Source organism: Pseudomonas sp. P179 (genome assembly GCF_000478485.2).
Lineage (GTDB): Bacteria > Pseudomonadota > Gammaproteobacteria > Pseudomonadales > Pseudomonadaceae > Pseudomonas > Pseudomonas aeruginosa.
This window is the reverse complement of the sequence record NZ_KI517354.1, coordinates 4,003,757-4,028,543: the sequence shown is the minus strand read 5'-3', so window position 1 is coordinate 4,028,543 and position 24,787 is coordinate 4,003,757. Positions and strand designations below refer to the sequence as shown.

Here is a 24,787-nt window from a genome sequence, read left to right as displayed (position 1 = left end):
TCCCAACTGGCCAGGTCCGAGGAAAGACAGCGAACACCGACGATCGCCAAAGGAGCGTTCGATGAAAATCAGCAGACAAGCCTACGCCGACATGTTCGGCCCCACCGTCGGCGACCGCGTGCGCCTGGCCGACACCGACCTGTGGCTCGAGGTGGAACGGGACTTCACCGTCTATGGCGAGGAAGTGAAGTTCGGCGGCGGCAAGGTCATCCGCGACGGCATGGGCCAGAGCCAGCTGGGCGCGGCGCAGGTGGTCGACACGGTGATCACCAATGCGCTGATCCTCGACCACTGGGGCGTGGTCAAGGCCGACGTCGGTCTCAAGGACGGGCGCATCCAGGCCATCGGCAAGGCCGGCAACCCGGACATCCAGCCCGGGGTGAACATCGCCATCGGCGCCGGCACCGAGGTGATCGCCGGCGAGGGCATGATCCTCACCGCCGGCGGCATCGACACGCACATCCACTTCATCTGCCCGCAGCAGATCGAAGAGGCGCTGATGAGCGGGGTCACCACCATGATCGGCGGCGGCACCGGCCCCGCCGCCGGGACCAACGCCACCACCTGCACCTCCGGTCCCTGGCACATGGCGCGGATGCTCCAGGCCGCCGACGCCTTCCCGATGAACATCGGCTTCACCGGCAAGGGCAACGCCAGCCTGCCGCTGCCGCTGGAGGAGCAGGTGCTCGCCGGCGCCATCGGCCTGAAGCTGCACGAGGACTGGGGCAGCACCCCGGCGGCGATCGACAACTGCCTGGAGGTCGCCGAGCGCCACGACATCCAGGTGGCGATCCACACCGACACCCTCAACGAATCCGGCTTCGTCGAGACCACCCTCGGCGCCTTCAAGGGCCGCACCATCCACACCTACCACACCGAGGGCGCCGGTGGCGGCCACGCACCGGACATCATCAAGGCCTGCGGCTTCGCCAACGTGCTGCCCAGCTCGACCAACCCGACACGGCCGTTCACCCGCAATACCATCGACGAGCACCTGGACATGCTGATGGTCTGCCACCACCTCGACCCGGCCATCGCCGAGGACGTGGCCTTCGCCGAGTCGCGCATCCGCCGCGAGACCATCGCCGCCGAGGACATCCTCCACGACCTCGGCGCGTTCAGCATGATCAGCTCCGACAGCCAGGCCATGGGCCGGGTCGGCGAAGTGATCACGCGCACCTGGCAGACCGCCGACAAGATGAAGCGCCAGCGCGGCCGCCTCGACGGCGACGGTGCGCGCAACGACAACTTCCGCGCCAGGCGCTACATCGCCAAGTACACCATCAACCCGGCGATCACCCACGGCATCAGCCATGAAGTGGGCTCCGTCGAAGCCGGCAAGTGGGCCGACCTGGTGCTCTGGCGCCCGGCCTTCTTCGGCGTCAAGCCGAGCCTGATCCTCAAGGGCGGGGCCATCGCCGCCAGCCTGATGGGCGACATCAACGGCTCGATCCCCACGCCGCAGCCGGTGCACTACCGACCGATGTTCGCCAGCTACGCCGGCAGCCGTCACGCGACCAGCCTGACCTTCGTCAGCCAGGCCGCCTTCGCCGCCGGCGTACCGCAGCAGCTCGGCCTGCGCAAGGCCATCGGCGTGGTCAGCGGCTGTCGCGGTGTGCAGAAGACCGACCTGATCCACAACGGCTACCTGCCGACCATCGAGGTCGACGCACAGAACTACCAGGTACGCGCCGACGGCCAGTTGCTCTGGTGCGAACCGGCGGACGTGCTGCCGATGGCGCAGCGCTATTTCCTGTTCTGATTCCCACGCGACGGGTCCCGGCGCCACGCCGGGACGTCGACCGCTCCGTTCGGACAGCTTGGCTTGTCGGCGCTAGCGGCGACAATGGCGCCTACCCGTAGCCGCCGGCAGTCCGTCCATGTCCTCCCGCCAATCGTCCCGCAACGCTTCCACCCCGTATCTGGCCAAGGCCTTCCAGGCAACGGCCATCGTCGTGGTGAGCTACTTCCTCTACTGGACCTACCAGCTCTACCAGTACGGCGAGATTCCCATCAGCAAGAAGGACGTGATGCTGCGCCAAGCCATCCTCGCGCGCTTTCCGGCGGACTACGAGGTGGAGATCAAGGGCGCCGACCTGCTCGGCTTCGGCGAGAAATTCCTGGTCGCCTACGGCAATCGGCGCTTCGTCGGCAAGGCCTTCGCCATGGACGACCAGGTCATCGAGCGCCTGGAGCGGAACCAGGGACGGACCAACCTGCCGCTGGTGAAGGTGTTCTACATCGCCGAACCCGGCCTCCTCTCCTCGCTGCTCAACCTCTCCCCGTTCCTGGATATCCAGAAGAACATGGTCGAGCTGAGCCTCCGGGAATACCGGAAGATCCAGTTGGTCCCCTTCGATCCGGACGCGAAGCGGAAACCGCGCGAGCAGTTCGAAACCGATTATGCCTTCCCCCAGCTGTTCAGCCTCAGCCAAATGGAAGTCGCCGACTACGACGGCGACGGCCGCGACGAACTGCGCCTGGGCTACCTGTCCTACGCCGGCGGTTCGGGAGGGACGCGCTGGTCGGTGATCTACGACCTGAAGGACGGCGCGCTGACCGCCCATTCCGGCTATCCGGAAATGCTCGACATCGACGTCGCCCGGTTCATCCAGGCGGTCAACCTGTACGCCGGCCTCGACGGCACCCTGCCACGCGACCAGCGTCAGCTGGAAGACGTGGTCGGCCGAGGCAGCGAGCGCTTCGCCCTGACCGCCGCGGAGCGCCAGGCACTGGTCGCCGACCCGCCGCAGCGGGACGACTACGCCAGGGTCCTGATGAGCCTTTCGCCGCGCTCGCCCTACGCCCCCGATCGCTTCATCGACCTCGGCGACGGCAGCCGACTGACCCTGGCCCCGCGCCATACCGACGATTACTCGACCTTCCTCGACATCGGCGGGAAGAAAATCTTCGTCGAAGCCTTCTACGTCGACGACGACGCCTGCCACTGGTGCGAGCATCGCTGGCGAGTGATGGCTTTCCATTACGACGACGGTCGCTGGATCTCGGACCGCACCATCAACGGCGACAGCTTCAACGGGCAATGGCTGCGCAACGCGGAGCCGCTGGGCCTCAACGACGTTTTCGGCACCTACCGCGACCAGGGCCCGGCGGGCCTGGCCTGGTCCTTCATCGACCCGCGCTGGACCGCCTCCAGCCAGCATGACATGGACGATCCGCTGGGCGTGGGAATGCGCACCCTGTCGCCGGTGGAGCAATGGGTGAAGGAACGCTATCGGGAAAACTGAGGCAGGCCTTCAGCGCAACTGGCTGTCCTTGCTGCCGCGGCGGTTGTAGCCGCTGAACTTCGCCTGTTCCCTGTCGTGCTCGGCCTGGCAGTTGACGCACAGGCGCACGCCGGGAATCGCCCGGCGCCGCGCCTCGGGGATAGTCGCGTCGCACTCTTCGCAATGGGTCAGGCTCTCGCCACGAGGCAACTGGCTGCGCGCACGAGCGATGGCATCCTCGATCGTGCTGTCGATCTGTTCCTGCACCGCACCGTCGTTCGCCCACCCGCTGGCCATGACTGACTCCTCTGGCTGAAACCCTGGAACCTCCAGATATGGGCGTTCGCCCGCGGCTTTGCAAGGGCGGCGCGACCATCGGCCTGGCGTGGCACAATCGCCAGCCAAGCCTGGAGGTACACCGCATGATGGGACCGTTCCGCCGCCTCGCCCACCTGATCGACCAGGGCCGCCAGCTCGACGCCGCGCTCGCCGGCGATCCGTTCGCCCTGCCGGCGCCGGAGGACCGCTATAGCGTCCGGCAACTGCACGGCCTGTATCCGCGCCGTCATCCCGGTCTCTACGCACCGCTGCTCGGCAGCCTGGCGCTGCTGCTCGGTGCCGCGCCGCTGGGTCTTGCCGCGCTGCGCCTGGCATTGCCGGAGGCTCCTTTGCGGCCGCTGGGCTGGCTCTCCGCCCTGCCGCTGCTGGCGGCCTGGCTGTGGCTGATCGCCCTGCTCTCCCGTGGCGCCAGCCTCGGCCCGCGCCTGGCCCGCGACGCCAGCCTGCTGCTGGTCGCCACCGGGCTCCTGCTGCGCCTGGCCAGCGGCGAGACGTCGGGCCTGGTGGCGCTCGGCGGCGGCGCCTGTGCCTGGCTGCTGTTCAACAGCCGGGCGATGCAACGCTACATGGAACTGGTCTACGCCCAGCGCCTGTACCGCGCCCAGTCGGCCAACCGCCCCGGTTCGGCGCAGCGGCGCCTGGCCAACCAGGCCGCCTACCGCGAACGCAAGCGACGCGAGCGCTCCGGGCGATCCTGAGCCAGACTGTCGCCCTGCGACCTTCTGCGCATTGGCGGGCGTCGCCGACCTGCAGGCGCGGCAGCGCAACATGGGCCTGGCCTGAAATCGCCTACTCTTTGACTTCCATGTAGTCGCGGGCCCAGGCCTGGTATTCCTCGGGGAAGGTGTACTTCTTCGACAGCTCCGAGGCGGTCAGGTCCGAGGCCACCGCACCGCGCTCCTCGCGCAGGCAGTCGTAGGTCGCCTTGATCGCGGCGAAATAGGCGGCGTGGCCGTTGACCACGACACGCACGCCGAGCCGCGCCAGGCGGGCGTCGTCGCGCAGTTGCGGATTACCGTAGGTGACCAGCATCAGCGGGATGTGCAGGTGCTCGGCGATCGCCTCGAGGTGGGCGAAGTCGCGCACGCCGACCAGGCAGATACCATCGGCGCCGGCTTCCTGGTAGGCCAGGGTGCGCTGGATCACCGCATCGACGTCGATCAGTTCGGCGTTGGTCCGGGCAATGATGGTCAACGCCGGGTCGACCCTCGCCTCCAGGGCCGCGCGGATCTTGCCGACGCCTTCCTCGACGCAGATCAGGTCGGTGGACTTGCGCCCGAACTGCGCCGGCAGCAGGGTGTCCTCGATGGTCAGCGCGGCGATTCCGGCGCGCTCCAGTTCGACCACCGTACGCATCACGTTCAGCGCGTTGCCGTAGCCGTGGTCGGCGTCGGCGATCACCGGCAGGCGCGCCACCCGGCCGATGCGGGTGGCCTGCTCGACGAATTCGCTGAGGGTGATCAGGGCGAAGTCCGGCGCCGCCAGGACCTGCAGGGAAGCCACCGAACCGCCGAGGATGCCGCACTCGAAGCCGAGGTCGGCGGCGATACGCGCCGACATGGGATCGAACACGGAAGCGGTGTGGTAGCAACGGGAGGAGTCCAACAGCGCGCGAAACATCGCACGCAACTCATGGTGTGAGGCTCTATGCATGGCGAAATCCAGGACAACACGGCAAGACGGAGTGGGAAAGCAGCGCCAACATAGCACCATGCGCAGGCCCCTTGGCAAATCCGTATACAAAGGTCGGGGCGGCCCGCACGGACGTCCCAGGACGCTTCCTGCCGATCGCCGGCGGTGAAATCTACGACGCTCTCGCATACACTGCGCGGCCGTTTTTTTCCCGGACCGTTTCGCGCCATGAACCCGAGCACCGCCGCCCGCGCCCTGGGCATCGATTTTGGCACCTCCAACTCCACCGTCGGCTGGTGGCGGCCGGAGGTCGAACCGCTGATCGAGCTGGAGGACGGCAAGATCACCCTGCCCTCGGTGGTGTTCTTCAACGTCGAGGAGCGCCGCCCGGTCTACGGCCGCCAGGCGCTCGGCGAGTACCTGGAGGGCTACGAGGGCCGGCTGATGCGCTCGCTGAAGAGCCTGCTGGGCTCCAAGCTGCTGAAGAGCGAGACCACCGTGCTCGGCAGCGCCCTGCCGTTCAAGGACCTGCTCGGCCTGTTCATCGGCCAGCTCAAGGCGCGCGGCGAGGCCGCCGCCGGGCAAGCCTTCGACGCGGTGGTGCTGGGTCGCCCGGTGTTCTTCGTCGACGACGACCCGGAGGCCGACCGCGAGGCCCAGGACACCCTGGTGCAGGTGGCCAACAAGCTCGGCTTCAAGGAGGTTTCCTTCCAGTACGAACCGATCGCCGCGGCCTTCGACTACGAGCGCTGCATCCAGCGCGAGGAACTGGTCCTGATCGTCGACATCGGCGGCGGCACCTCGGACTTCTCCCTGGTGCGCCTGGCGCCGGAGCGGCGCAACCTGGCCGAGCGCCAGGACGACATCCTGGCCACCGGCGGCGTGCACATCGGCGGTACCGACTTCGACAAGCAGCTCAGCCTGGAAGGCGTGATGCCACTGTTCGGCTACGGCAGCCGGATGAAGAGCGATGCCTTCATGCCCACCAGCTACCACCTGAACCTGGCCACCTGGCACACCATCAACGCGGTGTACGCGCAGAAGTCGCAATTGGCGCTGAAGAACATGCGCTACGACATCGTCGACAGCACCGGCATCGACCGCCTCTTCAGGCTCATCGAGGAACGCGCCGGGCACTGGCTGGCGATGCAGGTGGAAGACAGCAAGATCCGCCTGACCGAAACCGAGCGCCTGCACCTCTCGCTGGAGCGCATCGAGGCCGGGCTCGGCGTGGAGCTGACCCGTGGGCTGTTCGAGAACGCCGTCGACGGACTGCTGGAGCGCGTGCGCAACAGCGTCGCGCAACTGCTGGCCTCGGCCGGGGTCGACCCGGACCGGGTCGACACGGTGTTCTTCACCGGCGGTTCGAGCGGCATTCCGGCGCTGCGCCGGAGCGTCTCGGCGATGCTGCCCAACGCCCGTCATGTCGAGGGCAACCTGTTCGGCAGCATCGGCAGCGGCCTGGCCATCGAGGCGAAGAAGCGCTACGGCTGAGCCGCCCTGGCCGCGCCCCTGCCCTATAGGGGGATAAGGTCACACCGGGCCCGCCATGGCGGATAACCGCGAGCGGTTATTCGCCCTACGCCAAGACCACGCCACACCCGTCCGCAGGGCGGATAACGCCACAGGCGCTATCCGCCGCCCCACCGAGCCCGACTAGGGCGGGACTCACTTCTTCAGGCAGGTGCTCATGAACGCCTTGCGTTCGTCGCCCTTGAGCGCCTTGGCGGTGGCGTCGGCGTTGCAGGTCTTCATCTTCTCCTGCTGGGTCGCCGCCTTGGCGCTGCCGCCGGCCTTCAGGCAACTGCTCATGAACGCCTTGCGTTCGTCGCCCTTGAGCGACTTGGCACTGGCGTCGGCGTTGCAGCTCTTCATCTTCTCCTGCTGGGCGGTGGCCTTGCCGCCGGCAGGCGCGCCGGCCTTCAGGCAGCCGCTCATGAACGCCTTGCGTTCGTCGCCCTTGAGCGCCTTGGTGGTGGCCTCGGCGTTGCAGGCGGTCATCTTCTCCTGCTGCGCGGTGGCAGCGAAACCATGGGCCGAGACGGCCATGGCCAATACGAACATCGGGATACGCAGGATATTCATCGAACTCTCCTTGAAGGGCTGCACGTTCGCATGCAGGTGCGCTGAAGTCTAGCGACTGCGGCGGGCTTTGCAGGGGCTGGGAACGCGTCCTGTGCGCTTGCGACAAGCGTCATGTTTCGCGGCTAGACTGACGCTTCGCACGAGGAGGAGTTCCATGCAACAGGTCATCGCGGTGAGCCTCTGCGCCACCCACGCGTTCAGCAAGCAGGTGCGTCCCGCCATCCGCCTCCTGAAAGGCCTCGGCGTCGAGGGCGACGCCCACCACGGCGTCACCGTGAAGCACCGCTCGCGGGTGCGGCAGGACCCGACCCAGCCGAACCTGCGCCAGGTCCACCTGATCCACGAGGAACTGCACGACGAGCTACGCGCCAGCGGCTTCGCCATCGGCCCGGGGACCATGGGCGAGAACATCACCACCCGTGGCGTCGACCTGCTCGGCCTGCCCACCGGCACCCGCCTGCGCCTGGGGGAAAGCGCCCTGGTCGAGCTGACCGGCCTGCGCAATCCCTGCTCGCAGCTGGACAACTACCAGCCCGGACTGACCGCCGCCGTGCTCGGCCGCGACGAACAGGGCAACCTGATTCGCAAGGCCGGGGTGATGGCGATCGTCCTGGAAGACGGCGAGGTTCGCCCCGGCGACGCCATCGATATCCAGTTGCCCCCCTTGCCGCACCGGGCCCTGGAGAAGGTCTGAGGCAATCCGCCGCGATTCCGGGCGAACTCTGCGCGAGGGCCTGCGTTCCAATGTTGGCAAGCACCGCTCAACCACAAGGAGTCACAGCATGTACAAGCAGTCACTGGCGGCACTGTTCGTGATGGCAACCCTGGCCGGCTGCGCGTCGACCAAGGTGCAGAACCCGGTCAACTACATCACCTTCCGCAACGAACCGCTGGTCAAGGATGTCGAGAAAGGCATGAGCCAGCAGGAAGTCCTGCGCATCGGCGGCACGCCTTCCGACACCCAGAAGCGCCTGATGAAACCGGGGAGCTGCAACAGCTACATCCTCAACAAGGACGGCCAGCAGCAGCCGTTCTACGTCAGTTTCGACGGCAGCGGCAAGGTCGACGGCTCGGGCTTCCTGAGCTGCTCCGAGCTGGACCGCCACGAGCGCGACGCCCGCCCCTGACGGCTCGACGCCCCGCTTCCTTACGGAGGCGGGGCGTCTGCGTTCAGGCCCGGGACAGGGCCTCGATCAGTTCGGCCTTGCGCATCGTCGAACGACCGCGGATGTCGCGCTTGCGCGCCAGCTGCATCAATTCCTCGCGGGTCATCTCGCTCACCGAGGTGCTGCCTTGACGTTTGCCACGGCTCGCCGAGCCGCGGTTGGCCGGTCTCCCTGAGCGGGCCTGGGCGGCGCGATGGGCCGAGTCCTTGCGGTCGGCGCGCTTGGCCGTCTCGCTCTTGGCGCGGCCGGAACCGCCCTTGCGCTCGCCGCCGCCGGACTGCTTGTTCACCGTCGCCCAGGCGCGCGCCTCGGCTTCCGATTCGCTCACACCCTTGGCCTTGTAGCTCTCCTCGATGTGCTCGGCCTTGCGCTGCTGCTTGTCGCTGTACTTGCTCTTGTCGCCACGGGGCATGGGGATATCTCCCTTTGCGATGGGTTCACTGTTGGGACCGGGAGGCGACGGCGGACGTTCAGAGAAAGTGCGCACCGGCACAAACCCCTTGACCTTGCCCCAGGGGCAATCCGTAGTCTGCCGGTATCCCGCAGCAGGAACCGGAAATGCTCACCATCGGCCAACTGGCGCGAATCTTCGAGATCTCCACCAAGACGCTTCGCCACTACGATGCCATCGGCCTGTTCGTCCCCGCGCGCACCGGTAGCGACAACGGCTACCGCTACTACCAGCCGGAACAGATCGAGCAGCTCTCGCGCATACTCGCGCTGCGCCGGCTGGACGTTCCGCTGGAAGCCATCGACCGCCTGAAACGCGATGGCGCGCTGGACGACCCGCAACGCCTGCGGCATTTCCTGCAACGACACCAGCACACCCTGCGCGAAGAGATCAGCGCCCGCCAGCGCCTGCTGGCGGAACTCGACCGAACCCTGGCGAAGCTCGCCCACTGGAGGATCCGCAACATGCATGCACGAATCGTCGAACGTCCCGCCTTCAGCGTGGTGGGCATGGAATACTTCGGCAGCGCCCCCGGCGACACCATCGGCCAGCTCTGGGAACGCTTCATCCCGCGCGAGCACGAGATCGCCGGCAAGCACGATCCCGAGGTCTCCTATGGCATCTGCGCGCAGCAGCCCAACGGCGAATTCCACTACGTCGCCGGCTTCGAGGTGCAGGAGGGCTGGCCGGTGCCGGAGGGCATGGTGCGCTTCCAGGTGCCAGCGCAGAAGTACGCGGTGTTCACCCACAAGGGCACGGCGCCGCAGATCGCCGAGAGCTTCCAGGCGATCTACAGCCACCTGCTCGCCGAACGCGGCCTGGAGCCCAAGGCGGGGGTCGACTTCGAATACTACGACCAGCGTTTCCGCGGACCGCTGGATCCGAACTCGCAAGTCGACCTGTATATCCCCATCTACTGAATCAGCGCTTGCCGGCCGGCACCTTGGCTGGCAAGCGCATGCGCTGCAGCAGCGCGGTGCACTGGTTGTCGTCGCTTTTGCTCGGCGCCACCAGCGCCAGCAGGCTGGCCGCCGGGCCCACCGTCACGCCGAGGGCTATCATTCCCGCGCCGCGCGCCACCAGCGGCCCGGCGTGGACCCCGGCGTCGGGCTTGGCGAAGGTGCCGCGCACGTACAGCGGCGAGCGCAGCGAGAAGATCCGCAGGCCCTTGCTGTGCGGGGTGACATCGAGGTCGAGCTTCTCGTTGGCGAAGTTCACCGTGCCGTCGACGTTGACCAGCGCGTTCTCGGTGTCGAAGACGAACAGCCGGCTGGTCATCAGGCCCTTCTGCAGGCCGAAGTCGGCGGCCGCGCAGTTGATCTTCACCTCGTCGTCGCCGAACAGCTTGGTCACCAGGTAGTTTCCGACATTGAGGCCGGCGATTTCGGTCAGGCCTTTGCTGATCGCACCGTCGTTGATCAGCATCTTCAGTTCGCCATCGGCGCCACCGAGGATCTTCGCCACCGAATTGCCGCTGCCGCTGAGACTGGCGTCGCCGTTCAGCTCGCCGAAGCTGGTCTGCATCGGCGCGAAGCCGGGGAACAACTGCTTCAGCTTGAAGCCCCGCGCGCTCATCTTCACTCGGCTCTGCATCGGCTGCTTGCCGCCGTCGAGGCGAATGTCCGACTCCAGCTTGCCGCCGGCCACGCCGAAGCGCAGGGGCTCCAGGCGCAGCAGGCCATCGTTGAGCACCAGATGGGTATAGAGGTCGCTGATCGGCAACTGGTCGCTGTGGACGATACGCTTGCCGGTGAATTCCACGTCGGCGTCCATGTCGCGCCAGCGCTCGGTGCGGAATTCCTCCACCGGCAGCACCTTGTCGCCCGGCTGGCGGCTGGTCTGCCCGCGCTTCTGTTTTTCGGCATTGCTGTCGGCGCCGATCAGCGGGCCGAGGTCGGCGAAGCGCAGTTGCTCGGAGGTCAGCTTGCCGGACAGCTTCGGCCTAGGCTGGCGAGCGACGAAGGTCAGGCTGCCGTGCAGGTCGCTGGCGCCGACCTTGCCGTTGAAGTTCTCGTAGCGGAACAGTGCGCCGCCCTCCTCCTTGAGCCGCGCCAGCAGGTGTCCGTCGGTGGAGTAGGCCGGAGTGTCCGGCAGGGTGATGCCGGTCAGCGGATAGAGATTGGCCATGCTGGTCCCGGACAGCTTCAGGCGCAGGTCGAGGGCGCCGAGGTTGAGCGGGTCGGTCAGGGTGCCGACCACCGCGGCACGGGTGCTGCCGGCACTGACCTCGGCCTGTAGCGGGAAGGGCTTGCTCCCATCCTGCAACGCCAGCATCCCGCCGACCTTGCCCGAGCCGGCCAGAGCCTGGCCCTTGTAGGTGCCCTTGACCTTCCAGCCGAACACATAGTCCTGGGCGTTCGCCGCATCGCCCGTGGCCAGCGCCTTGCCGGCCAACTGGCCGAACGGCACCGGCTTGCCGAGCGGGTCGACCAGCACTTCCAGGCGGGTCTTCAAACGCTGGTCGTCGAGGCTGACGCTACCCTTGTCGAAACCGATCTCGCGGATGTCCAGTTGCCAGGCGGACGGCTCGTCGCTGTCGCTGGCAGGCAGGTCGAAATCCCAGTTGGCGCGGCCGTCGGCCAGGCGCAGGAGGTCGGCGCGCGGCTGGGTCAGCTTGATCTGTGGAATGCGGATGGTCTGCCAGAGCAACGGCAACGGCGCGAGGCGGAATTCGATGCGTTCCAGGCTGGCGAACTCGCTCGCCTTGGTCTTGCCCGCCGTCCACTCCGGGTTGCCGAGGGTGATGTCCTCGGCGCTGAAGCGCGGCCAGGGGATCCAGGCGCGCCAGCCTTCCTCGCCCTCCTCGCGGCGCCAGGCCACGGCGAGGTTGCCGTTGATGGCGAACGGGCGGTTCAGCGCCGCCGAGACCTTTTCGTTGAGGGTGGGCTTGATCAGGTTCCAGTCGAAGGTGGCGATGAACACCACCAACGCCGCCAGCAGCAGGACCAGGCTGGCGAGGCTCCAGGTCAGGATCTTTCGGCCGCGCGTCATGCACAACTCCTTTTCGCCGCGTCGGTTGTCGGGCAGGCGCGGCAGCGCGCCTCGCTCAGCCCGTCAGTGTGCAGGCTGGCCCATGGACTCGCCAGCGCGAATACGCCGGCCCGTTCCGTTAGGACCGGCGAAATGCCGGCATTGCTCCCCGTCCCACGCATTTCAGGCAAAAGGCCAGTTCGGCGGCGGGTCGATAAAACTTTTTCGACCGCGCGGGACTCACACCTTAGGTAAGCAGAAAAAGCCGGCCGCAGAGCCGGCCCTTTTCACCGGATCAGCCTCAAGGAGAAAACCGATGACCACCGTTCAACTGACGGACGTCCAGACCCTTCGCGACCGTGCCCGCAAGAACATCCAGGAAGGCGCGGTCACCGAAGGCTATTCGGCCGATCGCCAGACCGTCCTGCGCCTGCTCAACGAAGCGCTCGCCACCGAGCTGGTCTGCTTCCTGCGCTACAAGCGCCACTACTTCATGGCCACCGGCCTTAAGGCGAGCATCGCCGCCGCCGAGTTCCTCGAGCACGCCAACCAGGAAATGCAGCATGCCGACCAGTTGGCCGAGCGCATCATGCAACTGGGCGGCGAGCCGGACTTCAATCCGCGCGGCCTGGAGGAGCGCTCCCATGCCGAATACGTCGAAGGCAAGACCCTGAAGGACATGGTCACCGAGAACCTGATCGCCGAGCGCATCGCCATCGACAGCTATCGCGAGATCATCACCTACCTCGGTAACGACGACCCCACCACCCGACGCATTTTCGAGGAGATCCTGGCCCAGGAAGAAGAACACGCGGACGACATGGCCGACATCCTCGACGACCTCGCCTGACTCCAGAGCAAGACCCGTCCGAGAGCCGGCGCCCGCAGCGCCGGCTTTTCTTTTCGCCTTATTTATCCAATTTATCGATTAAATAGAGAAAAGCTAACTATCCTTTACGAAATCTTCGACATCACAAAAATAATCAACTAACTTACTGATAAGTAATAAGAAAACACATAATCACCCATGTCGATAGACACTATCATCGCACTTCGTTTTTAAATCGACTTATCCGAACTGAAAATGACTCCAACGCAATCGACAACCCACTCGGAGTCACCGTCATGAAAGCTTCCCTGATCCTCGGCCTCGCCCTCGCCACCCTGACCGCCAACGCCGCCTTCGCCGCCGATGGCTCCAGCCGCACCATCGACCGGCTGCACCAGGACATGTCCAGCGTCGAACTGCGCATCGCCGACAACGGCAGCGAGCAGACCATCGACCGCCTGCACAAGGACATGACCAAGGCCGAAGCCCGCCTGGCCGACAACGGCAGCGAACAGACCGTGGACCGCCTGCATCGCAGCATGAGCCGTTTCGACCTGCGCACCGCCTGACCGCTCGTTACGCCGCAAGGCGCGAGAAAAGCCCGGCTCGATGCCGGGCTTTCCTATTTTCCCATCCCTGTCGCGCTGGGCGCATGGCCCGAGGCAAGCCGCACTCTCCCGCCTCAGACTCCGCTGAACCAGTTGTAGCCCTGGTCCTCCCAGTAACCTCCGGGATTGCTGTTGCTGACGAAGATCTCCACCACGTGCTTGGCGTTCTTGAAGCCGAGCTTGGTGGGAATCCGCAGGCGCAGCGGATAGCCGTTCTCCTCCGGCAGCGCCTGCCCGGACATCTCCAGCGCCAGCAGGGTCTGCGGATGCAGCGCGCTGGGCATGTCGAGGCTGGAGTAGTAGCGGTCGGCGCACTTGAAGCCAACGTACTTCGCCGAGGTGTCGGCGCCGACCAGCTCCAGGAAGGTGCGCAGCGGCACTCCGCTCCACTGGCCGATCGCGCTCCAGCCCTCGATGCAGATCAGTTGCGTGACCTGGCTGGCCTGCGGCAGCCGGCGCAGTTGCTCCAGGCTCCAGGGGCGCTTGTCGCGGACCCGCCCGGAAACCTGCAGGCGGTATTCCGGCAGGTCGATCTCCGGCACGTTGTAGGCCGGGTAGAACGCGTTGAAGGGGAACGGCGAGGCCACCTGCGACGGATCGAAGGTCGGCGCCAGCCGCATACGGCTGAACAGCCAGGCCTGGACCCGGTCGTTCCAGCGCGACATGGCCCAGAGTACCTTGTCGACCGAATCGCCATCCTGTAGCCGGCACCCCGAGAGCATCGCCAGGGCGCCCAGGGACAGGCCGCCGCGCAACAGCAGGCGGCGTTGCAAATCGACCATCTGCCGCTCGCTGGACGGGTCGACCGCGATCTTCGCGCGCTTCTTCTCCGGCCCCTTCATCCTTCGCTCCTCCGTCCGCGCCGCCACTCGCGTCCGATGATCATCGGCAGCAGGGTGCGCGGCACCAACAGCACCAGCAGCAGGTGCACGACGACGAACCCGACGACCCCGGCCATGGCCAGGAAATGCACCCAGCGCGCACCCTGGAAGCCACCGAACAGCGCGGTCAGCCCGTGCAGTTGCACCGGTTTCCAGATCGCCAGCCCGGACAGCACCAGCAGCGCACCGAGCGCCAGGACCAGCCAGTACAGCAGGCGCTGCACCGCGTTGTAGCGGCCCGGCTCATGGACCAGGCGCAGGCCGAGGGCGAGGCGCAGGTCGCGCCAGACGCCGGCCGCGCTCAAAGGCAGGAAGTCGCGACGAAAATGCCCGCTGGACAGTCCGTGGGCGAGGTAGCACAGGCCGTTGCCGAGCAGCAGCCACATGGCGGCGAGATGCCAGGCGATGGAACCGCCGAGCCAGCCGCCGAGGGTCGCCCAGGCGGGAAAACGGAAATCCAGCAGCGGCGAAGCGTTGTAGATGCCCCAGCCGCTGCCGATCAGGCAGGCCATGGCATAGGCATTGAGCCAGTGGCAGAGTCTCACCGGCCAGGCGTGCAACGCACGGTTCATGGCTTTTCTCCCAGGAAACCCGGCCGGGACGGACGCGCCGTCCCGGCGAAACCTCACATCGGCGGGGTCACGCCGTCCTTGCCGACCGAGATGGCCAGGGCGGTGAGGCTGCCGTCGGCGCCCTTCTGCGGGAACAGCACGACCTTGGCGCCAGGCTTGAGCAGGCTGCGCTCGCCCGGCTCCAGGCTGACGATGGGCACGTCGTCCGGCACCACCACGGTCTTCTCGCCATCGCCGTATTTCACGGTCATGCGCCGGCCCTGGCTGACCACCAGGTTGCCGACCGTACCGTTGGTCATGGTCGAGGCGCTGCCATCGGCGTTCTCCCAGGGCCGGTGGCCTTCGCCGCTGCCGCGCAGGCTGGGGGCGAAGACATGCACCTCGAGGGCCTTCAGGGTGCCGTCGGGCTGCGGCACGGCGGCGGTGCCGATGAAGCTGTCGGGCTGGATGTCCTCCGGCTTCGCCAGCGACACGGCGCGGATCGCGGTCTTGTCGGTGAGTCTGACCGTCAGTTGCTGGCCGTTGCGGGCCTTCAGTTGCAGGTGGTCGTCGGCGGCCTGCTGGATGGTGCCGCGCAGCGGCTGCAGCATGCCCGCAGGCGGTTGCGCGGCGAAGCTGGCGGCACTGGCCAGGAGCAGGCCGAAGAACAGCGCGGGGGAAGCCTTGAGTCGAAGCATCGGTCGATCCTCGGTGGGGTTGAGCCTCGATGGTCGCCCCGCCGGCGGTACCCGGAGATGACTTTCGCATGACAAAAATGTCACCGAATCCGCGCCGCGCGCTGGCTAGAATGGCGGCGAACGAGGGGGAACGAGACATGCGCATCCTGGTGATCGAAGACGATACGAAGACCGGCGAGTACCTGAAGAAGGGCCTCGGCGAGTCGGGCTATGCGGTCGACTGGTCGCAGCACGGCGCCGACGGTCTCTACCTGGCGCTGGAGAACCGCTACGACCTGGTGGTCCTCGACGTGATGCTGCCCGGCCTGGACGGTTGGCAGATCATGGAAGTGCTGCGCAAGAAGCACGATGTGCCGGTGCTCTTCCTCACCGCCCGCGACCAGCTGCAAGACCGTATCCGCGGCCTCGAACTGGGTGCTGACGACTACCTGGTGAAACCCTTCTCCTTCACCGAGTTGCTGCTGCGTATCCGTACCCTGCTGCGCCGCGGCGTGGTCCGCGAGGCAGAGCAGGTGCAACTGGCCGATCTGCATCTGGACGTGCTGCGGCGCAAGGTCAGCCGCCAGGGGCAGGTGATCGCCCTGACCAACAAGGAGTTCGCCCTCCTGCACCTGCTGATGCGCCGCGAGGGCGAGGTGCTGTCGCGCACCCTGATCGCCTCGGAGGTCTGGGACATGAACTTCGACAGCGACACCAACGTCGTCGACGTGGCGATCAAGCGCCTGCGCGCCAAGGTCGACAATCCCTTCCCGAACAAGCTGATCCATACCGTGCGCGGCATCGGTTACGTCTGCGAGGAGCGCCCGTGCCCGCCCGCCGCTCCCTGACCCTCTACGCGGCGCTGCTGTTCGCCGCGGTGGCGGCGCTGGTGGTCAGCGCGGTCGGCTTCTACCTGTACCGCTCGGTGGAAGAGGCGATGCTGCGGCGCAGCGACGTGATGGTCGCCGGCCGGGTCGAGCACTTCCGCAACCTGCTGCGCGACAACCTCACCCTGGCCGAGCTGAAGGCGCGCCCGCGTCTGTTCGAGAACATGCTCGGCAACGAGCAGGACATCCTGCTCCTCGGTCAGCCCGGCGAGGCGCCGATCGTCGCGGTCAACCCGCGCCACGAACGCCTGCCGTCGCTACGGGTGGTCGCCGCCGGCCAGGCGTTGAATCCGTCCGTCGTGCACGCCGCGCTGACCCACGACGGCATCCCGATGCGCGTGCTCGCCGCCGAGGTCCTGGTCGGCGGCCGCGAGCCGTTGCAGATCACCGCCGCACACCTGCTGCTGGGCGAGACGCGGATGCTCGCCCAGTACCGCGACCGGGTCATCGCCGCCGTGCTGCTGGCGTTCCTTGGCACCGCCCTGCTCGGCTGGCTGGTCCTGCGCCACGGCCTGCGCCCGCTGCGCACGCTGGCGGCGAAGGCGGCGGAGATCCATCCGACCAGCCTGGATACCCGCCTCGACGTCGCCGCCGCGCCTGCCGAGTTGCAGCAGGTGGCACAGTCGTTCAACGCCATGCTCGAACGCCTAGACGACGGCTACCAGCGTCTGCAGCAGTTCTCCGCCGACCTCGCCCATGAGATCCGCACGCCCATCGGTTCGCTGATGGGCCACGGCCAGGTGGCCCTGCGCCAGCCGCGCAGCAACGAGGAGTACCAGGCGCTGATCGCCTCCAACCAGGAAGAGCTGGAGCGCATCGCGCGGATGGTCGAGAGCATCCTGTTCCTCGCTCGCGCCGACGACGTACGGGCAGCGGTGGAGCGCAGCCGCCTGGACCTGGGCGAAGAACTGCGGCGCCAGGCGGAGTATTTCGAAGGGCTGGCCGAGGAACGTGGGCTGAGCCTCGACGTGCAGGTCAGCGGCCAGCTACGCGCCGATCCGCAACTGTTCCGCCGGGCGCTGAGCAACCTGCTGGCCAACGCCATCCGCTACGCCAGCGCCGACAGCCTGATCGAAGTGCGCGGCCTGCGCCGATCGGGGGAATTCCTGCTGAGCGTGGAGAACGCCTGCGACAGGCTGCCGGCCGAACCGCTGTCGCGCCTGTTCGACCGTTTCTACCGTGGCGACGCCGCGCGCAGCGACGCCCAGTCCAGCGGTCTCGGCCTGGCCATCGTCCAGGCGATCATGCGCCTGCACGGCGGCCGCGCCGAAGCGAGTGCACCGGCTCCGGGACGCATCCGCTTCGACCTGGCGTTCCCGGCTCAGGACTGAGCGGGTTTCTCGCCGGCGTCCGGCTCGCCGTCGGAGCGGCCGATATTCGCCGGCGCCTCCACCACCAGCTCCTCCGGCACTTCCTCGACGCGCGGGTCGAGGGTGGCGGCCATCGGGCTGACCGTGTCCGGCATCGCCACGTGTTGCAGCGGCGCCTCGTCGACCCGGTGTTCGCCGGTGACGCGCTTGGGCTGCACCCAGAACACCAGCAGCACCGCGTAGCCGGACACCAGCATGTAGAACAGTCCCGGACCGAAGTGGCGCATCAGCGCGCCGGCCACCAGCGGACCGATACAGGCGCCGACCCCGTAGGTGGTCAGGAGCATCGCCGACAACGCGACCCGGCGCGGCTGCTCGACGTGGTCGTTGGCCAGCGCCACCGCCAGCGGATAGAGGGTGAACAGCAGCATGCCGGTAACGAACCCGTTGGCCAGCAGCAACCAGTACGGCAGCGTCACCAGCCCCCACATCGGGATCGAGGCCAGGCACAGCAGCACCGCATTGCCGCGGATCAGCCAACTGCGGTCGAGGCGGTCGGACAGCCAACCCAGCGGCCACTGCGCACAGAAGCCGGCGACGATGCACATGCCGACGAAGAAACTCGATTGCGAGGCATCCAGGCCGTTGCGGTTGGCGTAGACCGGCGCCAGGCCGTAGAAGGCGCCGACCATCAGGCCGGCGATGAAGATGGTGCCCAGCGCCTGCGGCACGCGCTGCCAGAAGAAACGCACTTCCAGCGGCGCGGCGACCAGCTTGGCCGGGTGCACGCGCCGGGTCATGGCCAGCGGGATCAGGCACGAGGCGAAGCAGATGGCGACCAGCAGCAGCGGCTTGTAGTCGAGGGTCGGGCTCAGCGCCAGCAGGCCCTGGCCGAGCACCAGGCCAAGGTCGACGGCGACCATGTAGCCGGCGAACACCTTGCCGCGCTGGTGGCTCTCGGCCTGCTCGTTGAGCCAGCTCTCGATCACCATGTACTGGTTCATCATCACCGCGCCGGTGATGAAGCGCAGCAGCAGCCAGACTTCCAGCTGATCGACCAGGGCATGCAGCAGCACGGTCACGGTGGCAATCCCGGCGCAAGCCACGTAGGAACGGATATGGCCGAAGCTGGCGATCAGCTTGTGTCCGAATTTTCCACCGCAGACCAGGCCGAAATAGTAGGACGCCATCAGCCCGCCGACCCACAGGTCGCCTGCGCCTTCCTGGGTCAGGCGCAGGCCGATGTAGGTGGTGAACAGGCCGGAGCCGGCCAGCATGAGCAGGGTGGCGGTGTAGAGCGCGGGAAAGGTGACGAGCGGGCTGAACATGACGGTTCCTGGACGGACGGGCCCCACGGCCGGCATCCGCCGAGCATTGTTAGATTCGGGAAGGATCGACGCTGCTGGCCGATCGCGGGCGCAGGCCGTCCTGCGTTCGGCGAGACTCCGACGCCGCGCGGCGGCCGGAAGCCACGTCGCGGTGCACAGGGCGGCATTATCCCCGCTCCGGAGCGGCCCCGCCACGGGCGCCGCGAGCGTTCCGTCGGCTCAGCCGCGCCGCGCCGGGAGCGGCTCGCGCGGCGGCAGCCGATATACCCAGATGCGCCGCAAGACAGTGAGGAATTGCCGTCCCAGGCGTCCGCTGTTGTAGGTCTGCCCGTAGCGCCGGGCGATTTCGCGGACCTCGCGGGACAACGCGGCGTAGCGACGCGCCGGCAGGTCCGGGTAGAGGTGGTGCTCGATCTGGTGGCTGAGGTTGCCGGTCAGGATGTGGAACAGCGGCCCGCCCTCCAGGTTGCTGGAACCGCGCAACTGGCGCAGGTACCAGTGGCCACGGGTCTCTCCCTCCAGCACCGAGGGCGGGAAGACCACCGCCTTCTCGGTGAAGTGGCCGCAGAAGATCACCGTGAAGGTCCACAGGTTGCGCAGCACGTTGGCCAGCAGGTTACCGACGAACACCGCGCCGAAGCCGCCGGCGAACAGGCCGAGAAGCGGGAACAGCAGGTAGTCCTTGGTCCACTGGCGACCCAGCTTGGCACGCAGGCGGCGTAGCAGCGGCATGAGTTCGGCCTTGTCCAGGCGCCCCTTGGCGTACTTGTCCAGGCGCAGATGCTGGATCGCCACCGCGTACTGGAACAGCAGCGCCTGCAGCGTCACCCACAGCGGTTGCCAGCGGTAGAACGGCTTCCAGCGCTGCTCCGGGAACAGGCGCACGACCCCGTAGCCGACGTCGTCGTCCTTGCCCAGCACGTTGGTGTAGGCATGGTGGATATGGTTGTGGGTGTGCCGCCAGAAGTCGGACGGCCCGGCGATGTCCCACTCGTAGGCGCGGCCGGCGAATTCCGGATCGTTCATCCAGTCGTACTGGCCGTGCATGACGTTGTGGCCCAGCTCCATGTTCTCGAGGATCTTGCCCAGGCCGAGAAGCAGGCTGCCGAGCAGCCAGGTCGGCGGCAGCCAGCCGAACATCAGCAGCGCCCTGCCGCTCCAGCAGCAGACGCGCACCGCCGCGCGGACCCGGCGGATGTAGCGCGCGTCGTCCGCGCCGAGATCGGCCAGGGTACGCAGGCGCAGGGCATCGAGTTCGGCGCCGAAGGCCGCCAGTTGTTCCGGGGTCAGTTCGCGGTCGTCGCGCATCGCAGGGCTCGCAGGTCGGTTCACAGGTCCAGCGCCAGGTCGCCGTGGGCGGCGCTGACGCAGAGGCGGATAGGCTGGCCGGGCTCGCTGCACAGCGCGCCGCTGCGCAGGTCGCGCACGCAGCCGCTGAGCAGGACGCAGGTGCAACTGGCGCAGATGCCCTGGCGGCAACCGTGGGCCGGGCGCAGGCCGTGGGCCTCGGCCTGTTCCAGCAGGCTGGCGGCGCTGTCGCCGGAGACTTCCCGCTGCGACCGGGCGAAGCGCAGGCGCACTTCGCGCGGCGCCTCCCCGCTGCGCCAGCGCGGGACGCTGAAGGATTCCGTCTGCAAGCCGGCGAAGCGCGCCCCCAGTTGCTCGCCCACCGCCTCGACGAAAGCCGCCGGCCCGCAGGCCAGGGCCTGGCTGCGCGCCAGGTCGGTTGCCCAGCCGTCCAGGTGGCGCGGCTGGAAATGCCCCTCCAGGCAGCCATCGGCCCGCGCCCCGCGGGTCAGGCTCCAGCGCAACTCCAGGTTCGGGTGGCGCGCCGCCAGCGCCTCCAGCTCGCCGAGCCAGGCGCGCTGGCCGGGATGACGGACGTAGTGCAGCCACAGCACGGGACCGCGATAGCCGTTCTCCAGCGCCTCGCGGAGCAGGCCGAGCAAGGGCGTCAGGCCGCTGCCGGCGGCCAGCAGGCAGACCGCCTCGGCCTGCATCGGCCAGCGCAGATCGCCTTGCGCGGGTTGCAACTCGACACGCTGGCCGACCGCCAGGTGTTCGCACAACCAGGGCGAGAGCAGCCCGTCCGGGTGACGCTTGACGGCGATTTCCAGGCGCTCGCCGACCACCCGGGTCAGGCTGTAGCTGCGCCCGACCCGCACCCCGTCGCGCTCCGCCAGCAGCTGGATGTGCTGGCCCGGCCGCGCCGGCGGCCAGCCGGGGGCGGTACGCAGGGCCAGGGCGAGCATATCGTCGGCCACCCAGTAGCGTGCCTCGACCCGCGCATAGTGGCGGTTCAACGACGCCAGCGGATGGGCGTGGCGCAGCAGGCCGTCGACATCGGCCTCACGCAGCCAGCCACGGGCGGCGAGACGGCGCAGGGGTGCGAGCAAAGGGGTCAGGAGCGCGAGGGGAAGCAAGGCCATGGAAAATATTTCAGTGAACGATCGTTCACAAAACTTTGCCCGTTCCGCGCAATCGAGTCAACAAGCGTTCACTGATGTATCCTTCGACCGCTGCCGTCCCCGGTTCGACCGGGTCGCAGGGCTTTTGCTACAGTCGCCGGTCCGCCAAAGGAAGCCGTATGTCCTCACCCCGCGCCGAACAGAAACAGCAGACCCGCCACGCGCTGATGAGCGCCGCGCGCCACCTGATGGAAAGCGGGCGCGGCTTCGGCAGCCTCAGCCTGCGCGAAGTGACGCGCGCCGCCGGCATCGTCCCGGCCGGCTTCTACCGGCACTTCAGCGACATGGACCAGCTCGGCCTGGCGCTGGTCGCCGAAGTCGACGAGACCTTCCGCGCCACCCTGCGCGCGGTGCGCCGCAACGAGTTCGAACTGGGCGGGCTGATCGACGCCTCGGTGCGCATCTTCCTCGACGCGGTCGGCGCCAACCGCTCGCAGTTCCTCTTCCTCGCCCGCGAGCAATACGGCGGCTCGTTGCCGATCCGCCAGGCCATCGCCAGCCTGCGCCAGCGCATCACCGACGATCTGGCCGCCGACCTGGCGCTGCTGAACAAGATGCCGCACCTCGACGGCGCGGCCCTCGACGTGTTCGCCGACCTGGTGGTGAAGACCGTCTTCGCCACCCTTCCGGAGCTGATCGACCCACCCGCCGCCGATCTGCCGCCGCACCTGATGCCGGCCGCGAAGATCACCCACCAGCTGCGTTTCATCATGATCGGCGGCAAGCACTGGCACGGCCTGCCCGGCTGACCCCGCACCTCCCCTGCGGACCTCCGGCTCGGCGTTCGTCCGCGGACTAGACGCGCGCGCACCTTTCCGGTGCGGCAAAAAAGTCGTTGCGCACCAACCTGGCGCGCTGCAATATTTTGTTACACCCCTATGGCCCCGTTTTCCCGGTACAGGCGTCCCGCATCGACCTGGCAAGGCCCTTGCTGGTGCTTGTTGTGATCCCTTTCCTGTCGCATTGCGGAAACTGCCCATGCTGGTCATCCACCAACGCCTGCCCGCCCGCTCGCCCCGCTGGGACGAAGAACTCCACCTGACCTACGAGGCGCGCAGCAAGAGCCGCCTGCGCTGCTTCGCGGCGAGCGGCGAGGAGGTCGGCCTGTTCCTCGAGCGCGGCCAGCCTCCGCTGGCCGACGGCGACTGCCTGGAGGCCCGCGACGGTCGCCTGGTGCGGGTCGTCGCCCGCTCCGAACGTCTGCTCCACGTCACCTGCGCCAGCCCGCTGGAACTGACCCGAGCCGCCTACCACCTGGGCAACCGTCACGTCGCCCTGCAGGTCGGCGACGGCTGGCTGCGCCTGCTCGACGACTACGTGCTGAAAGCCATGCTCGAACAGCTCGGCGCCACGGTGGAGGCCATCGAGGCGCCGTTCCAGCCGGAGCACGGTGCCTACGGCGGAGGCCACCACCACTCGCACCATGGCGAGGCGGAGTTCAACTACGCGCCGCGCCTGCACCAGTTCGGCGTGCGCCGGTGAACAGCATCTGGGCGCGCCTGCGCCTGGCCAGCTCGCAGTTGCCGATCGGCGGATACAGCTATTCCCAGGGCCTGGAGGCGGCCCTCGACAATGGCTGGGTGCGCGACGCCGAGAGCGCGCGGACCTGGCTGGTCGACCAGCTGCAACTGAACCTGGCGCGCTTCGAGGCGCCGCTGCTGGCCGGCCTGCTGCGCGCCGCGCTGATCGGCGACTGGGCCGCCTGCGATGCGGCCAGCGAACGCCATAGGGCCAGCCGCGAGACCCGCGAGCTGGCCCAGGAGAGCCGGCAGATGGGCTTTTCCCTGCACCAATTGCTGGAAGCCCTGCCCGAGCTCGACGCTCCCGGCCGCGCCTGGCTGGCGCGCCAGGACCCGCCCAATCTCGCCGCCGCCTGGGCGATGGCCGCGCGCGCCTGGCGCCTGGACGCCGAGGAGGCGCTGAGTGCCTGGTTCTGGAGCTGGCTGGAAAACCAGTTGGCGGTGCTGATGAAAACCCTGCCGCTCGGCCAACTGGCCGCGCAGAAACTTGCTTCCAGCCTACTGCCGGAACTCGACCGCGCCTGCGCCGAGGCGCTGCGGCGGCCCGCCGTCGAGGGCAGCGCCGCGTTCGGTCTGGCGCTGGCCAGCATGACCCACGAAACCCAGTACAGCCGTCTGTTCCGTTCCTAGGAGAAACCCCATGACATCCCAACCCCTGCGTGTCGGCATCGGCGGTCCGGTGGGCTCCGGCAAGACCGCCCTGACCCTGGCCCTGTGTCGCGAACTGCGCGAGCGCTACAACCTCGCGGTGGTCACCAACGACATCTATACCCAGGAAGACGCGGAGTTCCTGGTGCGCAACGAGGCCCTCGCCCCCGAGCGGATCATCGGCGTGGAAACCGGCGGCTGCCCGCACACGGCGATCCGCGAGGACGCCTCGATCAACCTGGAGGCGGTGGACCAGCTCAACCGGCGCTTCCCCGGCCTCGAACTGATCCTGGTGGAATCCGGCGGCGACAACCTGTCGGCCACCTTCAGCCCCGAGCTGTCCGACCTGACCCTCTACGTGATCGACGTTTCCGCCGGCGACAAGATCCCGCGCAAGGGCGGCCCCGGCATCTGCAAGTCGGACCTGCTGGTGATCAACAAGATCGACCTGGCGCCGCTGGTCGGCGCCTCCCTCGATGTGATGGACCGGGACGCCCGGCGCATGCGCGGCGACAAGCCGTTCGTGTTCAGCAACCAGAAGACCGGCCAGGGGCTGGACGAAATCATCGCCTTCATCGAGCGCCAGGGCCTGCTGACCGCCGCCTGACGCCACTTCGCAACGACAAGGAACCACCAATGAAACTGCCCAAGCTGCTCGCCGCCCTCGCCCTGCTCGCCGCTCCGGCGCTGGCCTTCGCCCACCCCGGCCACGGCGAACACGGCCTGGTCGCCGGCCTCGCCCATCCGCTCACCGGCCTCGACCACCTGCTGGCGATGTTCGCCGTCGGCCTCTGGGCCGCCCAGCAACAGGGAGCCGCGCGTCTCGCCCTGCCCTGCACCTTCGTCGGCACCATGCTGGTCGGCGGGCTGCTCGGCTTCGAGGGCCTGCAACTGCCGTTCATGGAGACCGGCATCGCCGCCTCGGTGCTCGCCCTCGGCCTCTGCGTGGCCCTCGCCGTGCGCCCGCCGCTGCCGCTGGCGATGGCCGCCACCGCGCTGTTCGCCCTGGCCCACGGGGTCGCCCACGGCCTGGAGCTGCCGGCCCTCTCCAGCCCCTGGCTGTACGCGCTCGGTTTCGTCGCCGCCACCGCCGCGCTGCACGCCGCCGGCTACGCGCTGGTGCGCTTCCTGCCGCAGGCGGCCGCGCCCCTGGTACGTCTCGCCGGGCTGGCCTCGGCGGGCGCCGGGGTCTGGTTGCTGGCCGGCTGAG

At 67.9% G+C, this 24,787-nt stretch carries 27 protein-coding genes; 16 read left to right on the top strand and 11 right to left on the bottom strand.

All coding sequences use genetic code 11. From position 1 onward, the window contains the following. Positions 1-61: 61 nt before the first annotated feature. Complete coding sequence (gene ureC / locus HMPREF1224_RS30985; RefSeq protein WP_003095453.1) at positions 62-1,762, top strand: urease subunit alpha; 1,701 nt, start codon at positions 62-64, stop codon at positions 1,760-1,762. A gap of 118 nt (positions 1,763-1,880) precedes the next feature. After that, positions 1,881-3,248 carry a hypothetical protein gene (locus tag HMPREF1224_RS30980; protein ID WP_003162684.1) on the top strand — a complete coding sequence of 456 codons (1,368 nt, stop codon included), beginning with the start codon at positions 1,881-1,883 and terminating at the stop codon, positions 3,246-3,248. Between the two features lie 9 nt (positions 3,249-3,257). Here HMPREF1224_RS30980 and HMPREF1224_RS30975 read toward each other — a convergent pair whose 3' ends face one another. Further along, positions 3,258-3,524: a DksA/TraR family C4-type zinc finger protein gene (locus HMPREF1224_RS30975; RefSeq protein WP_003099395.1), complete on the bottom strand. Its 267-nt coding sequence runs from the start codon at positions 3,522-3,524 to the stop codon at positions 3,258-3,260. Between the two features lie 125 nt (positions 3,525-3,649). On the opposite strand from HMPREF1224_RS30975, the gene HMPREF1224_RS30970 reads away from it, so the two are divergent. After that, positions 3,650-4,264, top strand: a complete 615-nt coding sequence (locus HMPREF1224_RS30970) for a hypothetical protein (RefSeq protein ID WP_003121124.1) — start codon at positions 3,650-3,652, stop codon at positions 4,262-4,264. 91 nt (positions 4,265-4,355) lie between these two features. On the opposite strand, the gene HMPREF1224_RS30965 is transcribed toward HMPREF1224_RS30970, so the two are convergent. Next, complete coding sequence (locus HMPREF1224_RS30965; RefSeq protein WP_003121125.1) at positions 4,356-5,219, bottom strand: isocitrate lyase/PEP mutase family protein; 864 nt, start codon at positions 5,217-5,219, stop codon at positions 4,356-4,358. Between the two features lie 207 nt (positions 5,220-5,426). Here HMPREF1224_RS30965 and HMPREF1224_RS30960 point away from each other — a divergent pair, with 207 nt between their 5' ends. Beyond that, positions 5,427-6,692 carry an Hsp70 family protein gene (locus HMPREF1224_RS30960; RefSeq protein WP_003099398.1) on the top strand — a complete coding sequence of 422 codons (1,266 nt, stop codon included), beginning with the start codon at positions 5,427-5,429 and terminating at the stop codon, positions 6,690-6,692. 174 nt (positions 6,693-6,866) lie between these two features. Here HMPREF1224_RS30960 and HMPREF1224_RS30955 read toward each other — a convergent pair whose 3' ends face one another. Beyond that, on the bottom strand, positions 6,867-7,283 hold the full coding sequence (locus HMPREF1224_RS30955; RefSeq protein WP_003095479.1) for a PsiF family protein: 417 nt from the start codon (positions 7,281-7,283) through the stop codon (positions 6,867-6,869). Positions 7,284-7,437: 154 nt separating this feature from the next. Here HMPREF1224_RS30955 and HMPREF1224_RS30950 point away from each other — a divergent pair, with 154 nt between their 5' ends. Further along, complete coding sequence (locus HMPREF1224_RS30950) at positions 7,438-7,977, top strand: MOSC domain-containing protein (protein WP_003095483.1); 540 nt, start codon at positions 7,438-7,440, stop codon at positions 7,975-7,977. An 88-nt stretch (positions 7,978-8,065) separates the two neighbouring features. Next, a complete protein-coding gene (gene osmE, locus HMPREF1224_RS30945; RefSeq protein WP_010793718.1) occupies positions 8,066-8,410 on the top strand; it encodes an osmotically-inducible lipoprotein OsmE in 345 nt (114 codons plus the stop codon). Positions 8,411-8,453: 43 nt separating this feature from the next. Here osmE and HMPREF1224_RS30940 read toward each other — a convergent pair whose 3' ends face one another. Beyond that, the gene (locus tag HMPREF1224_RS30940) at positions 8,454-8,861 is read right to left on the bottom strand and encodes a Rho termination factor N-terminal domain-containing protein (RefSeq protein ID WP_003095492.1); all 408 of its coding nucleotides are present in this window, start codon (positions 8,859-8,861) and stop codon (positions 8,454-8,456) included. Between the two features lie 146 nt (positions 8,862-9,007). Between HMPREF1224_RS30940 and brlR the strand changes: the two genes are divergently transcribed. Next, positions 9,008-9,820 carry a c-di-GMP-binding multidrug transporter transcriptional regulator BrlR gene (gene brlR, locus HMPREF1224_RS30935; protein WP_010793717.1) on the top strand — a complete coding sequence of 271 codons (813 nt, stop codon included), beginning with the start codon at positions 9,008-9,010 and terminating at the stop codon, positions 9,818-9,820. Between the two features lies 1 nt (position 9,821). Here the strand turns inward: brlR and HMPREF1224_RS30930 are convergent, their stop codons facing one another. After that, complete coding sequence (locus tag HMPREF1224_RS30930; RefSeq protein WP_010793716.1) at positions 9,822-11,891, bottom strand: AsmA family protein; 2,070 nt, start codon at positions 11,889-11,891, stop codon at positions 9,822-9,824. A 295-nt stretch (positions 11,892-12,186) separates the two neighbouring features. Here HMPREF1224_RS30930 and HMPREF1224_RS30925 point away from each other — a divergent pair, with 295 nt between their 5' ends. Together HMPREF1224_RS30925 and HMPREF1224_RS30920 are read left to right on the top strand one after the other, a co-directional pair. Beyond that, positions 12,187-12,720, top strand: a complete 534-nt coding sequence (locus HMPREF1224_RS30925; RefSeq protein ID WP_003095503.1) for a ferritin-like domain-containing protein — start codon at positions 12,187-12,189, stop codon at positions 12,718-12,720. A 275-nt stretch (positions 12,721-12,995) separates the two neighbouring features. Then, complete coding sequence (locus tag HMPREF1224_RS30920; RefSeq protein ID WP_009877165.1) at positions 12,996-13,268, top strand: hypothetical protein; 273 nt, start codon at positions 12,996-12,998, stop codon at positions 13,266-13,268. 113 nt (positions 13,269-13,381) lie between these two features. On the opposite strand, the gene HMPREF1224_RS30915 is transcribed toward HMPREF1224_RS30920, so the two are convergent. Genes HMPREF1224_RS30915 through HMPREF1224_RS30905 form a run of 3 tightly spaced genes read right to left on the bottom strand, consistent with a single transcriptional unit; the run spans position 13,382 to position 15,437 of the window. Next, positions 13,382-14,149 (bottom strand): molybdopterin-binding protein, encoded by a 768-nt coding sequence (locus tag HMPREF1224_RS30915; RefSeq protein WP_003161312.1) that lies wholly within the window; start codon positions 14,147-14,149, stop codon positions 13,382-13,384. Beyond that, complete coding sequence (locus HMPREF1224_RS30910) at positions 14,146-14,760, bottom strand: cytochrome b/b6 domain-containing protein (RefSeq protein WP_003161310.1); 615 nt, start codon at positions 14,758-14,760, stop codon at positions 14,146-14,148. Before HMPREF1224_RS30910 ends, HMPREF1224_RS30915 begins: the two co-directional genes overlap by 4 nt. 53 nt (positions 14,761-14,813) lie before the next feature. After that, positions 14,814-15,437, bottom strand: a complete 624-nt coding sequence (locus HMPREF1224_RS30905; protein WP_003116116.1) for a hypothetical protein — start codon at positions 15,435-15,437, stop codon at positions 14,814-14,816. Positions 15,438-15,574: 137 nt separating this feature from the next. On the opposite strand from HMPREF1224_RS30905, the gene HMPREF1224_RS30900 reads away from it, so the two are divergent. Next, on the top strand, positions 15,575-16,264 hold the full coding sequence (locus HMPREF1224_RS30900) for a heavy metal response regulator transcription factor (protein WP_003123548.1): 690 nt from the start codon (positions 15,575-15,577) through the stop codon (positions 16,262-16,264). Continuing rightward, positions 16,243-17,634, top strand: a complete 1,392-nt coding sequence (locus HMPREF1224_RS30895; protein ID WP_003099516.1) for a sensor histidine kinase — start codon at positions 16,243-16,245, stop codon at positions 17,632-17,634. The genes HMPREF1224_RS30900 and HMPREF1224_RS30895 overlap by 22 nt, the downstream gene beginning before the upstream one ends. Here HMPREF1224_RS30895 and HMPREF1224_RS30890 read toward each other — a convergent pair. The 3 genes from HMPREF1224_RS30890 to HMPREF1224_RS30880 all read right to left on the bottom strand — a co-directional run bounded on the left by HMPREF1224_RS30890 (position 17,625) and on the right by HMPREF1224_RS30880 (position 21,370). Continuing rightward, the gene (locus HMPREF1224_RS30890) at positions 17,625-18,941 is read right to left on the bottom strand and encodes an MFS transporter (RefSeq protein ID WP_003095519.1); all 1,317 of its coding nucleotides are present in this window, start codon (positions 18,939-18,941) and stop codon (positions 17,625-17,627) included. The two genes, HMPREF1224_RS30895 and HMPREF1224_RS30890, sit on opposite strands and share 10 nt — an antisense overlap. Before the next feature lie 219 nt (positions 18,942-19,160). Further along, positions 19,161-20,273 (bottom strand): fatty acid desaturase DesB, encoded by a 1,113-nt coding sequence (desB, locus tag HMPREF1224_RS30885; protein WP_074198700.1) that lies wholly within the window; start codon positions 20,271-20,273, stop codon positions 19,161-19,163. Next, a complete protein-coding gene (locus HMPREF1224_RS30880; RefSeq protein WP_010793714.1) occupies positions 20,270-21,370 on the bottom strand; it encodes a ferredoxin reductase in 1,101 nt (366 codons plus the stop codon). Before HMPREF1224_RS30880 ends, desB begins: the two co-directional genes overlap by 4 nt. Before the next feature lie 158 nt (positions 21,371-21,528). Here HMPREF1224_RS30880 and desT point away from each other — a divergent pair, with 158 nt between their 5' ends. From desT to HMPREF1224_RS30855, 5 genes are all read left to right on the top strand, one after another. Beyond that, positions 21,529-22,158, top strand: a complete 630-nt coding sequence (gene desT / locus HMPREF1224_RS30875; RefSeq protein ID WP_003107570.1) for a TetR family transcriptional regulator DesT — start codon at positions 21,529-21,531, stop codon at positions 22,156-22,158. A gap of 229 nt (positions 22,159-22,387) precedes the next feature. Next, positions 22,388-22,891, top strand: a complete 504-nt coding sequence (ureE, locus tag HMPREF1224_RS30870; protein WP_003095526.1) for an urease accessory protein UreE — start codon at positions 22,388-22,390, stop codon at positions 22,889-22,891. Beyond that, positions 22,888-23,559, top strand: a complete 672-nt coding sequence (locus HMPREF1224_RS30865) for an urease accessory protein UreF (protein WP_003095528.1) — start codon at positions 22,888-22,890, stop codon at positions 23,557-23,559. The genes ureE and HMPREF1224_RS30865 overlap by 4 nt, the downstream gene beginning before the upstream one ends. Before the next feature lie 10 nt (positions 23,560-23,569). Beyond that, positions 23,570-24,184 (top strand): urease accessory protein UreG, encoded by a 615-nt coding sequence (gene ureG, locus HMPREF1224_RS30860; protein WP_003095530.1) that lies wholly within the window; start codon positions 23,570-23,572, stop codon positions 24,182-24,184. Positions 24,185-24,213: 29 nt separating this feature from the next. After that, positions 24,214-24,786, top strand: a complete 573-nt coding sequence (locus HMPREF1224_RS30855) for a HupE/UreJ family protein (RefSeq protein ID WP_003116120.1) — start codon at positions 24,214-24,216, stop codon at positions 24,784-24,786. The last annotated feature ends 1 nt before the right edge of the window (position 24,787 follow it).

Coding starts and splice junctions, on each gene's coding strand:
- ureC (WP_003095453.1), top strand. CDS start 62: ATGAAAATCAGCAGACAAGCCTACGCCGACATGTTCGGCCCCACCGTC.
- HMPREF1224_RS30980 (WP_003162684.1), top strand. CDS start 1,881: ATGTCCTCCCGCCAATCGTCCCGCAACGCTTCCACCCCGTATCTGGCC.
- HMPREF1224_RS30975 (WP_003099395.1), bottom strand. CDS start 3,524: ATGGCCAGCGGGTGGGCGAACGACGGTGCGGTGCAGGAACAGATCGAC.
- HMPREF1224_RS30970 (WP_003121124.1), top strand. CDS start 3,650: ATGATGGGACCGTTCCGCCGCCTCGCCCACCTGATCGACCAGGGCCGC.
- HMPREF1224_RS30965 (WP_003121125.1), bottom strand. CDS start 5,219: ATGCATAGAGCCTCACACCATGAGTTGCGTGCGATGTTTCGCGCGCTG.
- HMPREF1224_RS30960 (WP_003099398.1), top strand. CDS start 5,427: ATGAACCCGAGCACCGCCGCCCGCGCCCTGGGCATCGATTTTGGCACC.
- HMPREF1224_RS30955 (WP_003095479.1), bottom strand. CDS start 7,283: ATGAATATCCTGCGTATCCCGATGTTCGTATTGGCCATGGCCGTCTCG.
- HMPREF1224_RS30950 (WP_003095483.1), top strand. CDS start 7,438: ATGCAACAGGTCATCGCGGTGAGCCTCTGCGCCACCCACGCGTTCAGC.
- osmE (WP_010793718.1), top strand. CDS start 8,066: ATGTACAAGCAGTCACTGGCGGCACTGTTCGTGATGGCAACCCTGGCC.
- HMPREF1224_RS30940 (WP_003095492.1), bottom strand. CDS start 8,861: ATGCCCCGTGGCGACAAGAGCAAGTACAGCGACAAGCAGCAGCGCAAG.
- brlR (WP_010793717.1), top strand. CDS start 9,008: ATGCTCACCATCGGCCAACTGGCGCGAATCTTCGAGATCTCCACCAAG.
- HMPREF1224_RS30930 (WP_010793716.1), bottom strand. CDS start 11,891: ATGACGCGCGGCCGAAAGATCCTGACCTGGAGCCTCGCCAGCCTGGTC.
- HMPREF1224_RS30925 (WP_003095503.1), top strand. CDS start 12,187: ATGACCACCGTTCAACTGACGGACGTCCAGACCCTTCGCGACCGTGCC.
- HMPREF1224_RS30920 (WP_009877165.1), top strand. CDS start 12,996: ATGAAAGCTTCCCTGATCCTCGGCCTCGCCCTCGCCACCCTGACCGCC.
- HMPREF1224_RS30915 (WP_003161312.1), bottom strand. CDS start 14,149: ATGAAGGGGCCGGAGAAGAAGCGCGCGAAGATCGCGGTCGACCCGTCC.
- HMPREF1224_RS30910 (WP_003161310.1), bottom strand. CDS start 14,760: ATGAACCGTGCGTTGCACGCCTGGCCGGTGAGACTCTGCCACTGGCTC.
- HMPREF1224_RS30905 (WP_003116116.1), bottom strand. CDS start 15,437: ATGCTTCGACTCAAGGCTTCCCCCGCGCTGTTCTTCGGCCTGCTCCTG.
- HMPREF1224_RS30900 (WP_003123548.1), top strand. CDS start 15,575: ATGCGCATCCTGGTGATCGAAGACGATACGAAGACCGGCGAGTACCTG.
- HMPREF1224_RS30890 (WP_003095519.1), bottom strand. CDS start 18,941: ATGTTCAGCCCGCTCGTCACCTTTCCCGCGCTCTACACCGCCACCCTG.
- HMPREF1224_RS30880 (WP_010793714.1), bottom strand. CDS start 21,370: ATGGCCTTGCTTCCCCTCGCGCTCCTGACCCCTTTGCTCGCACCCCTG.
- desT (WP_003107570.1), top strand. CDS start 21,529: ATGTCCTCACCCCGCGCCGAACAGAAACAGCAGACCCGCCACGCGCTG.
- ureE (WP_003095526.1), top strand. CDS start 22,388: ATGCTGGTCATCCACCAACGCCTGCCCGCCCGCTCGCCCCGCTGGGAC.
- ureG (WP_003095530.1), top strand. CDS start 23,570: ATGACATCCCAACCCCTGCGTGTCGGCATCGGCGGTCCGGTGGGCTCC.
- HMPREF1224_RS30855 (WP_003116120.1), top strand. CDS start 24,214: ATGAAACTGCCCAAGCTGCTCGCCGCCCTCGCCCTGCTCGCCGCTCCG.